Origin of the sequence: Pseudomonas sp. NFIX28 (assembly GCF_900107395.1) — a bacterium.
GTDB lineage: Bacteria > Pseudomonadota > Gammaproteobacteria > Pseudomonadales > Pseudomonadaceae > Aquipseudomonas.
In genome coordinates, this window is record NZ_FNPW01000005.1 from 33826 (window position 1) to 47208 (window position 13383).

Genomic DNA, 13383 nt, shown 5'->3' on the forward strand with positions numbered 1-13383 from the left:
CATTCCGGGCTTTAACCCAGTTCCTGCGCAGGGGCAAAAACAGCCGATATACAAGTTGTTAATACCAAGTTGAGAATGGTCGAAAAAAGCGCCTGGGCCTCTTATAGCGACAACGGTCGAGAACATCTCCAGCAGTAGAACTGGGGAGTTATCGGAAACAACAAAACGTTGTACAGGTGCAAGGAATCTTTCCCATGAAAACTCAAGTCTGGTTGAAAACAAGCACAGCATTGGCGCTGATCCTGGCCCTCGGCCTGACCGGTTGCAGCAGCGGCGGTGGCGGCCACAAGAGCAGCTCCGCCAGCTCCTCGCCGGACAGCGCGGCCGGCACCGATAGCGGCACAGGCGGGTCCGGCGACGGCTCGGGCGGAACCGGTGACGGCACCGCAGGCACAGGCGGGACCGGCGGCACTGATGGCACCGGCGGGACCAATGGCGGCACCGCGGGAACCGGTGGCACTGGCGGTACCGGAGGCACGGGCGGCGGTACCGGTGGTGGCGGCACCGATCCCACCAACCCAACCAATCCGACCGACCCGACGACACCGACCACCACCCCGCTGGTGACCTCGACCCTGGTGTCCGACCTCGGCACCACCATCAGCGGCGTCGGCGATGGCGTCAGCGGCCTCAGCACCGCGCTGGCTCCACTTCCGGTGGTCGGCGGCGTACTGCAAAGCGCGGTGAACACCACCGGCAATGTGGTCGATACCGTAGGCGATGGCCTGACCGGCGGCCTCGGCCAGTTGGGCAGCGATCCACAAGCCTTGAGCAAGACCACGGCCATAGTCGGCAACGTGGTGTCGGACGTCGGCGATGGCGTCTCGGACATCAGCGGCAAACTGGTCGTCGGCACCAGCAGCATTCCCCTGGTGGGTGGCGTGGTCACCAAAGTGGCCCCGGTACTCGATGGCGTCGGCGACAAGGTCACCATGCTTGGCGACACCCTCACCACCGTGACCAGCAGCGGCACCCTGGGCACAGTGACGGACAAGGTGGGCAACAACCTGCTGGTACCGGTGGTCACCCTGGCAGAAGGCTTGACCGGCCAGGTGCTCAGCTCCACAGGCCTGAGCACTCCGGTCGGCGGCCTGATCGACAAGGTGGCAACGACCGTCGACGGCCTGGGCGACAGCGTCACCGCCGCAGGCAGTGGCAACACGCTGACCAATACCCTGGGCGGCACCCTGAACAATGTCGCCACCACCATTGACAATACCGGCAGCCTGACGACCGCGCCGAGCACCGGAGGGGGCACCATTGGCGGCACCGGCCTGCTGGAAACCGTCGGCGGTGCAGTGGTCAACCTGGGTACCGGCTTGGACACCGGCAGCACCAGCACCCTGATCAGCGCCACGGGGGTCAGCACCGCTTCGGTCGGCAACGTCGTCGCCTCGGTGGGTGGCGCCCTGGGCGGCACGGGTGTGGCCAATGTCGGCACCACGGCGCCGCTGGCCGATGTCGGCGCCACGGTCGGCGCAGTGTTGAACCCTATCACCACGACCGTCACCGGCATCACCCAACAAGTAGGCACCACGACTGGCACCGGCACCCCCATCGCCGGGCTGATCACCCAGGTCGGCGGTGCCGTCAGCAGCGCGGGCACCACCATCACGGCCAGCGCCCCGAGCCCGATAGTGACTGCCGTGGGCCAGACCGTGAACACCCTGGGGGCTACGGTGACTTCGGTCGGCACCCTGGTCGACGGAGGCACCACCAGCGGCACCACCGGCGGCCTCACCGGTGTGCTCGGCGGGCTGACCGGAACCTTGAGCGGCACTCCATAAGCGTTTTGCACCTGGCCGATTCGACGGCCCTACCTACAGCGCCTACGCTTGGTTGGAGACGAGGGATTCGATTGAGTCTCTCGTCTTTTTCTTGCCTGGAGCATAACGGTTGCAGTCCTTGATCAAGGCCAAGACCCTGACAAGCGCCGTCGACTGAAGTACCTCTCGCGTTGCTGCGACTTGACCATGGAGTGTCCTATGCGCGCTTTGGCTCCCCTGCTGTTAGTCTCGCTTTGCTCATACGCCCACGCCGAAAATCTTCCCAGCTTCCTCAATAGCAACGAAACCATCCGCAACCTGCCGGTCCCCAACCTGCCGGCCGACGCCTATCGCCCCACGACCCCGGCGCCCAAGCTGGCGGAGCCCACCGCGGCGCAGGCCCAGCCCCTGATGATGGGCACCACCGTCAACGTCAGCACCGTGCAGATCGAAGGCGGCACCCTCTACCCACTGAACGAACTGGCGGAGATCTACAAGCCGCTGATCGGCCATGAAACCACCCTCGGGCAACTGATCGAGGCAACCCGGGAAATCACCCGCCGCTACCAGCAGGACGGCTACCTGTTGTCCTATGCGTTCCTGCCGCAACAGAGCTTCGAGCACGGCATCGTGCGCGTGGTCCTGGTGGAGGGCTACATCAAGGGCTACCAACTGCAGGGCGATATCGGCCCGGTCTCGGCCTATCTCGAAAAGCTGGTGGCAAAGCTCAAGGCCGAACGGCCGCTGACCCGCAAGACCTTCGAGCACTACACCACCTTGATGAGCCGCATTCCCGGCGTCACCCTGCAAGCCCAGGTACCGCCGCCGGGAACCACCGACGGCGCGGCCTACCTGATTGCTCAGGCCAGCCGCAAACCCTTCACCAGCAGCCTCAGCGCCACCGAAGACAATCGCAATGGCCTGCAAGCCCTGCTGGCGGCAAGCAGCAACTCGCAGACTTCCATGGGCGAGCAGGTAACGGTCAGCGGCCTGTTCCCGCCGGGGGACGATCACGAGCATTACTACCGCCTGGACTACAACCAGTTCGTCAATGACGAAGGCACCCAACTGAGCCTCTACGGCACGCGCTACCGCTCCGACCCGGGAAGCAATGTGCAGCTCGACAACGGCATCGAGCTCAAGCCCCACCGGGAAAACGACCGCTACTCCATTGGCTTGAGCCACCCGGTCATCGCCGCGCCCAACGAGCTGCTGATCCTGGGTTCGCGCCTGTATGCGGTGAACGACAAGACGCGCTATCAGGTGGTGGGTTATCCACAGAGCATCGAGCTGAAAACCAATGTCCGCGCCCTGGCCTTCGAGGGCGACTGGCGCAAGGCCAATGCGCGGCAGTTGCGGATCCTCAGTGCCGGGGTCTACCAGGGTCTGGACGCCATGGGCGCGAAAACCAACGACAACCTCTACGACCTGGACTTCTTCCGCCTGCGCTTGTCCGGCGTGCAGAGCGACAAGTTCTTCGACAACTGGCAAGGGGTGCTCTCGGCCGCCCTGTACTGGAGCCGCGACAACCTGCCCGATAGCGAGCGCGCGGTGTTCGGCGGGCAGAACTTCGGCCGCGGCTACCCCGACGACCAGGCGTCCGGCGACAAGGGTTGGGGGGTGGCCTACGAGGTGAACTACAGCTTCAATCGCGAAAGCCGCTGGTTGCGAATCCTCCAGCCATACGTGGTGCTGGACCGCTCGCGGACCTGGTTCAACGAACTGCCGGTCAAGGACAACGACCTGTCATCGGCCGCCGTCGGCCTGCGCTTCGGCGACGCCAAGTACTACAACATCTCCCTCGAGGCGGCCAAGCCGATGTCCGATGAAGCCCTGGACACTTACAACCGGCGCCCGCGCTACACCCTGAGCTTCAGCTACCAGTTGTAAGCCTCCCCACAAAACAGGCACAACAAAACGACCCGCTCGCAGGCGGGTCGTTTTGTCCGAGCAACAATCAGAATAAACCCGGACGCTCTGGTTTCTCGACCTGCCCATAGACTTACCAGGCCAGATTCTTCACAGAGCCTCTGTCGGATTCAAGTTCGAATATTTCGTATAGATTTCAGAAATGCCTTACAACACACCTGCTCCGCCCTGCAATAGGATTGTTCGGCTGACTAAAAGGAGTGTCACGCATGGCTAACCACGGTTACATGACCATCACCGGCAAGACGCAAGGACTCATTTCTGCAGGTTGTTCAACCCAAGACTCTATTGGTAATAAGTGTCAGGCAGGACATACCGACGAAATCATAGTGCTGTCTTACAGTCACAACATAGTTAATATCGGGAACATTAATAAACCAACACACAGTCCAATAATAGTAACCAAAAACATCGACAAGTCCTCCCCACTCATCGCTCAAGCCCTCTCAAGCAGAGAGGAAGTAAACTGCACTATCAGCTTTTACCGAGTATCGTCTTTTGGCATGCAGGAAAAATTCTACTCCGTTTCGATCAGTGGTGGAGTTATTGCCGACCTGACACTTTAAGTGCCCCACGCCCTATTGCAAAACGATGCTGAACCGCAAGAGCATGTCGCCATTCGTTATAGGGAAATCACTTGGACCCACCACTCTGCCGGGACCAGTGGACACAGTACTTGGGGAAACAACGAATGAGGTCAATAGATGACAATTGCACGCCCAGCAGTTGTGATTACTGGCTGGTCAGTGACGCCGCTAGAAAACTAGGAAACCAAGCCAGTACATTAGGTGCCAGACACATCAAAGACGGCACTCTACGTTTGCAATTCAACCGCGAAGTTGCTTACTACGCAAAAAGTATAGTCAATGATGTTTCTCAGGGTAATAAAAGCGCTGAGCAAGGATTAAAAGAGCTAAAGGATGAGCAAAGCAGTCTACTCAGTCAGGCAAGAGACGTGGCCTTACGAGGAGCAAGCGCTATCTCGGGAGCGCTTCAGTTTGCTGCAGGCGCAGGGATTTGCTACGCCTCCGTGGGCACGCTTTGCCTTTTTGCCGGAGCGCCCATGATGCTCAACGGAGCTAATAATATCTATGAAAACGGGCGCAACCTTTTCGAGAACCGTACCGATACCGTTGGACCAGTAAGAACAGGCTACCGTGCTATTTCTGGAATGCTGGGAAAAGGTAATTGTGAAGCCGATGTGGCCTATGGAGTAATTGACTTGAGTTCGTCAGCCTACGGCATAGGTAGAATGGTATTAAAACCCGATGCTTGGCGTTTGTTTAGGTACGTGAATACGGACTATGTTAGAGGGTATCAACAAGCTACGCGAGGAGGCTTTGTCTTCGATAGATTGATGGACAGTGCGACTGCAAAAACCATGTATAGCGCGTGCCATCCTTCTAATGAGTAACTTTATTTTCTATCCCATCTTCGCGCTGATAACGGTGCTTCTGTACTGGCCTTCCTACTGGGCATACTTCGCGTTTTCAGGTCGAAATTTTTCCCCATTCAAGTTCTGGGGAGTTGCTATCTATAACGTACTGCTCGGCTCTATTCACGTTTTTTTTGTGCAAGACAGCACGCTACCATTTATAGGGCGCATAGATAACTCCGTAATGGGCTGGCTATCCCTTGTTATGATATTTGTCTATGCGTTTACCCTTCCAGCTAATTGGGAACGAAAACGTTGGTCTTCACGAAAGTGAACTCACGCCGAATCAATACCCGACCAAGAGGTACTTCAAAGAGGCACCCTAGTTATCCGCCTACAGGTCATCTTCTGGATTACACAGTGGCCCTGGAAGAAAGGGAAATTCAGCGATTGACCAGCTGGGTAGGCGGCTGCGGGAACAAGGTATTCAAGGTTTCCAGCAAGCGCACGTGGTAGATGGGTTTGCGGAACAGGTCCAGGACTTGCAGGCGCAGCAGGTCGCTGACGTCGTCCATGTCGGCGTGCCCCGAGGTGACGATTACCGGCAGGTGTTGCCGGGAAGTGTGGTCGCGCAGCCGCCGGATCAGCGACAGGCCGCTCTCCTCCGGCATGCGCAGGTCGGTGATGACCAGCGCGATGTCGGGGTGTTGGGTGAGATGGGCCAGGGCGAGCTTGACCGAGGTCGCGGTGAAGCAACAGAAGCCTTCACCTTCCAGCAATTCGGCCAGTTCGAGCAGAGCGTCCTCTTCATCGTCCACGAGAAGCAGCTGTTGGCGTGGAGAAGAAGAGGCGCTCATGGGCAATACCTGAAAGTGATCGCGTACAGAGGATATCGACGCTTCGATAAAGCCTTGAGGGCCCGTATTACGATTCTTCTTCGGTTCCTTCCAACGCCGATTGCAGAGTCTCGAAGGTACCGGTGATAGCGGTCGATATATCAGGTACGAATGCCGCGATGGCCACGGCCACCATACCGGCGATAAGTGCGTACTCGATCCCTGACGCGCCCTCGTTATTCTTGAGCAAACGCAGGAGTCGGGAGGCCTGGAGGGTAATCCACTGGGTGGCGAGCATGAAGAACATCTAATTTCTCCTCAATGCACCGAGTGTTGCAGCAGTGCAACATGATTTCCCTGTGCCATCAGAGCATTGTCAACAAACTACCCGCCAACAACTGTAAGAACGAATTAATCACTAAGTATTAATTCCAGGCTTTGACGTCAAGAAAACGCTATTTCGGACAGCCATACGGAGCACCCAAGTTATTTTTCCAACGGTAATGGCGTTTTGTTGCAGCTGTTCTACCTTCAAATAGCGAAATAGTTGCTTGTTCATAGCTGCCTGATTGCGAAATTGACTCAGTGGATCTGCGAGTCGGTAATGCAGCAGGAAAGGGAGAGCCGTCATGAACAGTCGTATCACTATGGGGTTGGCTGGAGTGTTTCTGGTTGGCGCTCTGATTGCCGGTTATTGGGGCCTGGCCTTGAGCCGCCGGCCCGCGGCCGAACCCGTAGCGCAGCCTTCCCCCGCCATTGTGCAAACCGTCGCCACCTCCGCCGAAGACGCGGCCCGCCAACCCGTGGTGGTGCTGGTACGCGACGTACCGCCGTTCTCCCCCATCACGGGTGACGATGTCATCCTCGAGCGGCTGCACACCGCTCCCGCCGGCAGCATAAGTAGCCTTGCCCAGGTCGTCGGGCGCGCACCGTGGCGCGCGCTGTCGGCGGGCACCTGGTTGAACGAGGAAAGCTTCACTGCCGGCGGCAGCGTGGCCCGCATGATTCGCCCCGATGAACGCGCCCTGGCGGTGGCCGTGGACGAAGTCATCGGCGCCAGCGGGCAACTGAGCCCCGGCGACTACGTCGATGTGCTGCTGTTCCTGCGCCAGGACAGCAACAACCACCTCCCCTCGGCCCAGGTCGTGGTGCCGGCACTGCGGGTGCTTGGCGTTGGCGAGCAATTGGGCCTGACCAACGATGGCGAGCCGGGCTCGCCGCCGATGAGCGCCGAGGAAAAGCTCAAGCAGGACCAGCGCCGCATCAGCGCGCGCAGCGTACTGCTGGCCGTCCCGGAACCCTTGCTGAGCCGCTTGATGCTGGCGGCCCAGGCCGGCGTGTTGCGCCTGGCGGTGCGCAGCGCCGACGAGCAACGCCTGGCGCATTACTGGGCGGGTAAAAGCGGTTCGTCCAAGCAACTGCAAAATGTCGGCAGGTCGCTGATCCAGTTCAATCAATTGGCCCTGTCCAGCCCCTCCGCGGCCACGGCCAGGACCGTCGACGACACACCGCGGCGCGCCCTGGTGGAAGTTGTGCGCGGCACCGAAGTAACCCAGAAAACACCTTGATCGAACAAGGACGGCTTTTCATGCGCAATGGTTTCAAGCACCTGTCCGAGGGCCTGGCCTGGGCCCCGATGTCGCGCGCGGAGTCGGTCGAGCCCCGCGTACCGCCACCTCATGACGACCTGGACAAACACCGCCTGGATGTCCCGGACAACGGCAACTTCGGCAAACGCGGCGGGCCCTCGCAATGAACCAGAACCTGAGCCAGACCTTTCTCGCGATCACCCGCAACGGCACCGACCTGGAATGGCTGCAAGGCGCCCTGGCACCGCTCGGGCAAGTGGTCAGCGCCGGCAACGGCAGCCTCGACGAACTGCTGGCGCTGGTGGATGTGACGTTCGCCAGCCTGGTCTTCGTCGGGCTCGACCGCGAGCATGTGGTCGCCCAGGCGGCGCTGATCGAAGGCGCGCTGGAGGCCAAGCCGATGCTCGCCATCGTCGCCCTGGGCGACGGCATGGACAACCAATTGGTGCTCAACGCCATGCGCGCCGGGGCCCGGGATTTCGTGGCCTACGGCTCGCGCTCAAGCGAGGTCGCCGGCCTGGTGCGGCGCCTGAGCAAACGCCTGCCGCCGGTCACGCCGAACACCCAGCTCGGCGGCCTGACCGTGCTCTACGGCACCCAGAGCGACGCAGATGGCGCACTGCTCGCCAGCCACCTGGCGCTGGTGGTGCAGAAAAGTGGCCAGCAGACCTTGCTGCTCGACCTTGGCCTGCCGCGCGGCGACAGCCTGGCCCTGCTGGGGCTGGACAGTTCGTTCCACTTCGGCGACGCCTTGCGTCACCTGCGGCGCCTGGACGCGACCTTGATCGACAGCGCCTTTACCAGCACCGAGGCCGGCCTGCGGATCCTGGCCTATGCCAGCCACGACGAGCCGCTGGAGCGCACCAGCGCCGCCGAGCTGTACATGCTGCTCAGCGCCCTGCGCCAGCATTTCCAGCACATCGTGGTGAACCTCGCCGGGCAACCGGACAGCGAGGCCCTGCGCACCTTCGTCGGCCATTGCGACAAGCTGCTCTGGTACACCGACCAGAGCGTGCTCGATTGCCGCCGCAACCTCGCGGTACTCAATCTCTGGCGCGAAAAAGGCATGAAGCTCGAACACGCGCGCCTGCTGGTCGACCGCTACCTGCGCGGGGTCGCCCCGGATGCGGAAACCCTGGGCAAGACATTCGCCCTGGAAGTGATCGCCGTCCTGGCCTATAGCCCCGAGGTGCGGCTGAACGCAAAAAACCAGGGCGTCACGCTGTTCGAACTGGCCCCCCGCGAAAGCCTGACCCAAGCCATCAAGGCCCTCGGCGAGCGCCTGGCCAGGCGTTCCGAAGGGCTGCCCTCGACAAAACCCGGCTGGTTCGAGCGCCTCAGGGGAAGCCGATGAGCGGAGAAAAACTGTTCGGCGCCAAGTCCCACGGCCCGGTCGGCAACACCGATCACGATGGCCTGAAACTGGTGCTGCATCGCTACGTCATCGATGCCATCGAAGAGTCGGGGAAAAACCTTTTGGAAGGTTCGCGCCAGGCGCTGGCGCGCTTTATCACCGACAAGGTGGCCGAGTACATCTCGCGCCTGCACCTGGCGATTTCCCGCTATGAAATGGAACGCCTGGCCGAAGAGCTGGTGGACGAACTCACCGGCTTCGGGCCGCTGGAAGTCTTGCTGCGCGACTCGACGGTGACCGAGATCCTGGTCAACGGCCCGCACCGGGTGTTCGTCGAGCGCGACGGCGTATTGCACCAGAGCGATTTGCGTTTTATCGACGCGCACCATGTAGAGCGGGTCATGCAGCGCATCCTCGCGCCACTGGGGCGGCGCCTCGACGAGTCGTCGCCGATGGTCGATGCGCGCCTGCCCGACGGCAGCCGGGTCAACGCGATCATCCCGCCGATCGCCCTGGACGGCCCGTGCCTGTCGATCCGCAAATTCCGCAAGGACATGCTCAAGAGCAGCGACCTGATGGCCATGCAGACCATCGACCAGGCCATCTTCGAGTTCGTCCAGGAGGCCGTGGGCAAGCGTTGCAACATCCTCATCAGCGGCGGCACCGGCACCGGCAAGACCACCCTGCTGAACATTCTCAGCCAGTTGATCAACCCTCACGAACGCCTGGTGACCATCGAGGACGTGGCCGAACTGCAGCTGGGCCATCCCCATGTGGTGCGCCTGGAAACCCGCCCGCCGAATGCCGAGGGCCATGGCGAGGTCAAGGCCAGCGACCTGATCCGCAACGCCCTGCGCATGCGCCCGGACCGGATCATCCTCGGCGAGATCCGCGGCGTCGAAGTGCTCGATGTGTTGACGGCGATGAACACCGGCCACGACGGCTCGATGAGCACCGTGCACGCCAACAATGCCCAGGATGCGCTGCTGCGCCTGGAAACCCTGGTGGGCCTGACCGGGCGCCAGATCGCCGAGCGCACCTTGCGGCAAATGATCTGCGCGGCCCTGGACGTGGTGATTCAACTGACGCGCCTGCCCGATGGCCGGCGCTGCGTCAGCGAAGTGGTGGAAGTGGTGGGAGTGCGCGAAGACGTCTACGTCACCAACACCCTGTTCCGTCTGAACCGGTATAGCGGTTTCGGCTTTTTGCGCGAGGCGGTCAACCCCGCTGGCGACAAGCTGCGGCGCGACACCGGCCTGCCCGTCAACTGAGCCAGAGAGGGCCACGGCATGATCGCTCCGGTGTTGCTTGCCCTTGTCTGCGTGACCCTGCTGGGGCTGTCGGGCTGGCTGTTCTACAGCGGCCTGCGCCAGGCCAACACCGCCCGGGTGCTCGAGCGCCTGGCCCAGGGGCAGCCGCAACTGAGCGTGAAAAAAACCTCCTGGAACAGGCTCGAAAGGGCCTTTCTGCGCGCCGGCCTCGGCCGCCCCACCGAACGCCTGGGGCTGTGGCTGGCGCTCTGGGCGCTGGGTTGCCTGCTCGGTTATGGGCTGGGCGAGTGGCTGGGGCTGTCGATCCTGCTGGTCACGCCGCCCTTGCTGCTGCGCCTGTATATCAGCTGGCGCTACCAGAAGCGCCTCAAGCGCATGATCGAACAGCTGCCGCAATTGCTCGAGCATGCCGTGCGCAGCCTCAAGTCGGGCCGCACCCTGACCGACGCGGTGCTGGGCGGCATCGAGGTCGCGGATAATCCGTTGAAACACGCCATGGGCCGCGTGCAGCGCAACGTGCAGCTGGGGGTCAACCTGGCGGACGCGGCGGCGGATTTCGCCGAATTGTACGAGCGCGATGAACTGCGCCTGTTCGCCCTGGGGCTCAAGGTCAATCATCGTTATGGCGGCAACGCCAGCGAGTTGCTGGAAAACCTCATCAAGCTGATCCGCGAGCGCGACCAGGCGGCCCGGCAACTGCGCGCCATGACCGGCGAAACCCGCATTACCGCGATGGTCCTCGGGGCCTTGCCGGTGTCGCTGGCCGGCTATTTCCTGATGACCAACCCGACCTACCTGATGAGCATGTGGAACCAGAGCGGCGGCCGGCTGATGCTGCTGGCCGCCTTCGGGTTGCAGGCCATCGGTTGCGCGGCGCTCTGGCGCATGCTGCGGAGTATTTGACATGGTGGCCTTGCTGATCAGTGCGCTGTTGTTGTTCGCCGCCATGCTGCTGGTGCTGAGCACCCTGCTGGAACAGCATCGACGGACGCGCCAGGTGACCGAGCGCCTGCTGGGCCGCCTGGCGCCGCAGGACAAATTCGGCAACTGGCTGCAAATACTCGGCGACAGCAAGATCGGCCAGCATGCGGTCAGGCTCGACAACGAAACCCAGTTGCTGCTCAACCGCCTGGGCTGGCGCAGCGCGCGGCATCGCTCGCTGTACGCCGCCTGCCAGATCGGCGTGCCGGTGCTCGCCCTGGGGCTGACGCTGGTGGTCCAGGGGGTGTTTTTCCCGGAGGCGAAAAACCACTGGGCCGCCCCGGTGTTCGCCCTGTGCGGCGGTTACCTGTTGCCCAAGCGCCTGTTGGCCATGGCCGCCGACAGGCGCCAGAAACGACTGGCGCTGGAGATCTCCACCTTTATTCCGCTGGTGCGCATCCTGTTTGAATCCGGCATGGCGGTGGAGCAGGCGCTGCGGGTGCTGAGCAAGGAGGCGCAACCGTTGCTCCCCGTCCTGACCCAGGAACTGCGCCTGGTGCTGGCCCGGGTGGACTCGGGCCTGGAGCTGGGAGAAGAACTGAACAAGGCGGCGCGGCTGCTGGCCGTGGATGAGTTCACCGATACCTGCGTGATCCTCCAGCAATTGATCCAGCAAGGCGGCGGCGGGATGAAGTCGTTGCAGTCGCTGAAGCTGCTGCTCGATGACCGGCGCCTGACGCGCCTGCAGGAATACATCTCGAAGATGTCGGCCAAAATGTCGGTGGTGATGATGCTGTTCCTGTTTCCCGCGCTATTGATCGTCCTGGCGGGGCCGGGCGTCAGCGCCATCGCCAGGGCGTTCGGCAAATAGAAGGAACACTGCCCGGGGCAGCAAGACCCCGGGCAGCATCGAGCGGCGGGATCAGTGCGCGGTCACCCGCTGGCGCAACCCCGAATTGCTGGGCGCCAATGCCAACGCCAGCTGGGTGCGGTTGTGCATATGGGTCAGGCGCAGCACCTGGGACACGTAGAGTTTCACAGTGTTTTCCGTGATTCCCAGCTCACAGGCGATCTGGTAGTTGGTCTGCCCCTTGCCCACCAGGCGGGCCACATCCAGTTGCCGGGGTGACAGCTGATTGAAGATCGCGGGCATCTCGATCGGCTCGCCCTCGCCCTTGGCCGACTCCTGCGCGGTCGCGGGCGAAAGCGGCGCGCGCCGCACTTTGTCCAGGTCCTGGTAGAGATCGTCGATGGACTCGGAAAGAAACTGCAGCTTCTGGTTCAGGTGCCCCAGCTGCAGGTTCTTCTGCCGCTCCTGCAAGGTCGCCTCCTGGCGTTGCAGGCCGGCCAGCAGTTCATCGAGGTCGATCGGCTTCTGGTAGTAATCGGCGATGCCGGCGCGCAAGGCCTTGATCACATCCTGCTTGTCGGCCTGGCCGGTGAGCATGATGGCTTCGAAGACCCGATGCTTGCCGGCGATGCGCTGCAGTTCCTGCACCAGCTGGATGCCATCGAGGTCGGGCATGTGCAGGTCGCACAGCACCAGGCCGATTTCGGCATCTTCAATGAACTGCTGGATCGCCTGACGGCCGGATTCACAAGGTACGCAGCGATAACCGCTGCCTTCAAGAAACTCGCAAAGTTCTTCGACTATCAACGGCTGGTCGTCGACCACGAGTACTTTGATGCGGGGAATAAGCTTGTTCACGCGCGACTCCATGCCTGGCAAGCCCAAGACAGAATGTTCCTTGCCCTGCCGCGTCCACTTCGGGCAGGTACAGAATAAACGTAGACTACTTTCCGACTATGTACATAGAGATAGGTGGCACAACGACTAGCGGCCCCATGACAACGTCAGGGCCATGCCAATCAGCACAAAAGGGGCAAAGGCATATTTCTGCCCCTGGCGCGGGTCGAGGTGGCGCAAGGACCTGGCCAGCGGCTGGTCGACAGCGGGCAACAGCCTGGGAGCGAGCAGCCACCACAAGCCGCTGGCGAACGCGGCGCCAATGAATGTACCCAGCAGGTGCAAAGGATCGGACGCCAGCCCCAGCGCCGCCAAAAGCTTCACGTCGCCACCGCCCATTCGGCCCAGCGCGTAACCCGGCAAGGTCAGCAGCAGCGCCAGCAACAGCGCCCAACCGCCTTGCGCGGCCGCGGCGCCCAGCCAGGTGTGGCCAGCCCAGAGCAGGTAACCCAGCGCCAGCAGCGCAACCCCCAGGGTCAGGCCGTTGGCCAGATGTCGCTGGCGGATATCCTGCACCGCGCACAGCCCCAGCCAGCCCAATAGAATCCAATGCTGCATCGGTTAAAAATCGTCCCTTCTGGCTGAATGATTCTAT

At 61.8% G+C, this 13383-nt stretch carries 13 protein-coding genes and 1 pseudogene; 10 read left to right on the forward strand and 4 right to left on the reverse strand.

Annotated elements, in window-relative coordinates; genetic code table 11:
- The first annotated feature begins 194 nt into the window (after positions 1-194).
- The 4 genes and pseudogenes from BLV20_RS11305 to BLV20_RS11320 all read left to right on the forward strand — a co-directional run bounded on the left by BLV20_RS11305 (position 195) and on the right by BLV20_RS11320 (position 5109).
- Positions 195-1787, forward strand: a complete 1593-nt coding sequence (locus BLV20_RS11305; RefSeq protein ID WP_092301150.1) for a collagen-like triple helix repeat-containing protein — start codon at positions 195-197, stop codon at positions 1785-1787.
- 198 nt (positions 1788-1985) lie between these two features.
- Entirely contained in the window at positions 1986-3656 is a 1671-nt protein-coding gene (locus tag BLV20_RS11310; protein WP_092301153.1) for a ShlB/FhaC/HecB family hemolysin secretion/activation protein, read from the forward strand.
- A 248-nt stretch (positions 3657-3904) separates the two neighbouring features.
- A pseudogene (locus BLV20_RS11315) lies at positions 3905-4390 on the forward strand (Hcp family type VI secretion system effector).
- Entirely contained in the window at positions 4387-5109 is a 723-nt protein-coding gene (locus tag BLV20_RS11320; RefSeq protein WP_256577749.1) for a DUF4225 domain-containing protein, read from the forward strand. The pseudogene BLV20_RS11315 and the gene BLV20_RS11320 overlap by 4 nt, the downstream one beginning before the upstream one ends.
- 404 nt (positions 5110-5513) lie before the next feature.
- Here BLV20_RS11320 and BLV20_RS11325 read toward each other — a convergent pair whose 3' ends face one another.
- Both BLV20_RS11325 and BLV20_RS11330 read right to left on the reverse strand, forming a co-directional pair.
- Positions 5514-5927 carry a response regulator gene (locus tag BLV20_RS11325; protein ID WP_092301159.1) on the reverse strand — a complete coding sequence of 138 codons (414 nt, stop codon included), beginning with the start codon at positions 5925-5927 and terminating at the stop codon, positions 5514-5516.
- 67 nt (positions 5928-5994) lie between these two features.
- A complete protein-coding gene (locus BLV20_RS11330) occupies positions 5995-6204 on the reverse strand; it encodes a Flp family type IVb pilin (RefSeq protein WP_371914311.1) in 210 nt (69 codons plus the stop codon).
- A gap of 331 nt (positions 6205-6535) precedes the next feature.
- Here BLV20_RS11330 and cpaB point away from each other — a divergent pair, with 331 nt between their 5' ends.
- The 6 genes from cpaB to BLV20_RS11360 are packed head-to-tail and all read left to right on the forward strand — an operon-like array spanning position 6536 to position 11912.
- A complete protein-coding gene (cpaB, locus tag BLV20_RS11340; RefSeq protein ID WP_092301169.1) occupies positions 6536-7474 on the forward strand; it encodes a Flp pilus assembly protein CpaB in 939 nt (312 codons plus the stop codon).
- A 20-nt stretch (positions 7475-7494) separates the two neighbouring features.
- Positions 7495-7662 carry a hypothetical protein gene (locus tag BLV20_RS31360; protein WP_175540184.1) on the forward strand — a complete coding sequence of 56 codons (168 nt, stop codon included), beginning with the start codon at positions 7495-7497 and terminating at the stop codon, positions 7660-7662.
- Positions 7659-8849, forward strand: coding sequence for a CpaE/TadZ family protein (locus BLV20_RS11345; protein WP_092301172.1), 1191 nt, complete (start codon positions 7659-7661; stop codon positions 8847-8849). Before BLV20_RS31360 ends, BLV20_RS11345 begins: the two co-directional genes overlap by 4 nt.
- Positions 8846-10120 (forward strand): TadA family conjugal transfer-associated ATPase, encoded by a 1275-nt coding sequence (locus BLV20_RS11350; RefSeq protein ID WP_092301175.1) that lies wholly within the window; start codon positions 8846-8848, stop codon positions 10118-10120. The genes BLV20_RS11345 and BLV20_RS11350 overlap by 4 nt, the downstream gene beginning before the upstream one ends.
- Positions 10121-10138: 18 nt before the next feature.
- A complete protein-coding gene (locus tag BLV20_RS11355; protein ID WP_092301177.1) occupies positions 10139-11023 on the forward strand; it encodes a type II secretion system F family protein in 885 nt (294 codons plus the stop codon).
- Between the two features lies 1 nt (position 11024).
- Positions 11025-11912, forward strand: coding sequence for a type II secretion system F family protein (locus BLV20_RS11360; protein ID WP_092301180.1), 888 nt, complete (start codon positions 11025-11027; stop codon positions 11910-11912).
- 51 nt (positions 11913-11963) lie between these two features.
- Here BLV20_RS11360 and BLV20_RS11365 read toward each other — a convergent pair whose 3' ends face one another.
- On the reverse strand, positions 11964-12749 hold the full coding sequence (locus tag BLV20_RS11365; RefSeq protein ID WP_092302051.1) for a response regulator transcription factor: 786 nt from the start codon (positions 12747-12749) through the stop codon (positions 11964-11966).
- A 126-nt stretch (positions 12750-12875) separates the two neighbouring features.
- Positions 12876-13346 carry a prepilin peptidase gene (locus BLV20_RS11370; RefSeq protein ID WP_092301183.1) on the reverse strand — a complete coding sequence of 157 codons (471 nt, stop codon included), beginning with the start codon at positions 13344-13346 and terminating at the stop codon, positions 12876-12878.
- Positions 13347-13383: the final 37 nt, after the last annotated feature.

Bases quoted from the DNA above. Each gene is read 5' to 3' on its own strand.
- BLV20_RS11350 (WP_092301175.1), top strand. From the start codon at position 8,846: ATGAGCGGAGAAAAACTGTTCGGCGCCAAGTCCCACGGCCCGGTCGGC.
- BLV20_RS11330 (WP_371914311.1), bottom strand. From the start codon at position 6,204: ATGCTCGCCACCCAGTGGATTACCCTCCAGGCCTCCCGACTCCTGCGT.
- BLV20_RS11305 (WP_092301150.1), top strand. From the start codon at position 195: ATGAAAACTCAAGTCTGGTTGAAAACAAGCACAGCATTGGCGCTGATC.
- BLV20_RS11360 (WP_092301180.1), top strand. From the start codon at position 11,025: ATGGTGGCCTTGCTGATCAGTGCGCTGTTGTTGTTCGCCGCCATGCTG.
- BLV20_RS11325 (WP_092301159.1), bottom strand. From the start codon at position 5,927: ATGAGCGCCTCTTCTTCTCCACGCCAACAGCTGCTTCTCGTGGACGAT.
- BLV20_RS11345 (WP_092301172.1), top strand. From the start codon at position 7,659: ATGAACCAGAACCTGAGCCAGACCTTTCTCGCGATCACCCGCAACGGC.
- BLV20_RS11355 (WP_092301177.1), top strand. From the start codon at position 10,139: ATGATCGCTCCGGTGTTGCTTGCCCTTGTCTGCGTGACCCTGCTGGGG.
- BLV20_RS11310 (WP_092301153.1), top strand. From the start codon at position 1,986: ATGCGCGCTTTGGCTCCCCTGCTGTTAGTCTCGCTTTGCTCATACGCC.
- BLV20_RS11320 (WP_256577749.1), top strand. From the start codon at position 4,387: ATGAGGTCAATAGATGACAATTGCACGCCCAGCAGTTGTGATTACTGG.
- cpaB (WP_092301169.1), top strand. From the start codon at position 6,536: ATGAACAGTCGTATCACTATGGGGTTGGCTGGAGTGTTTCTGGTTGGC.
- BLV20_RS31360 (WP_175540184.1), top strand. From the start codon at position 7,495: ATGCGCAATGGTTTCAAGCACCTGTCCGAGGGCCTGGCCTGGGCCCCG.
- BLV20_RS11370 (WP_092301183.1), bottom strand. From the start codon at position 13,346: ATGCAGCATTGGATTCTATTGGGCTGGCTGGGGCTGTGCGCGGTGCAG.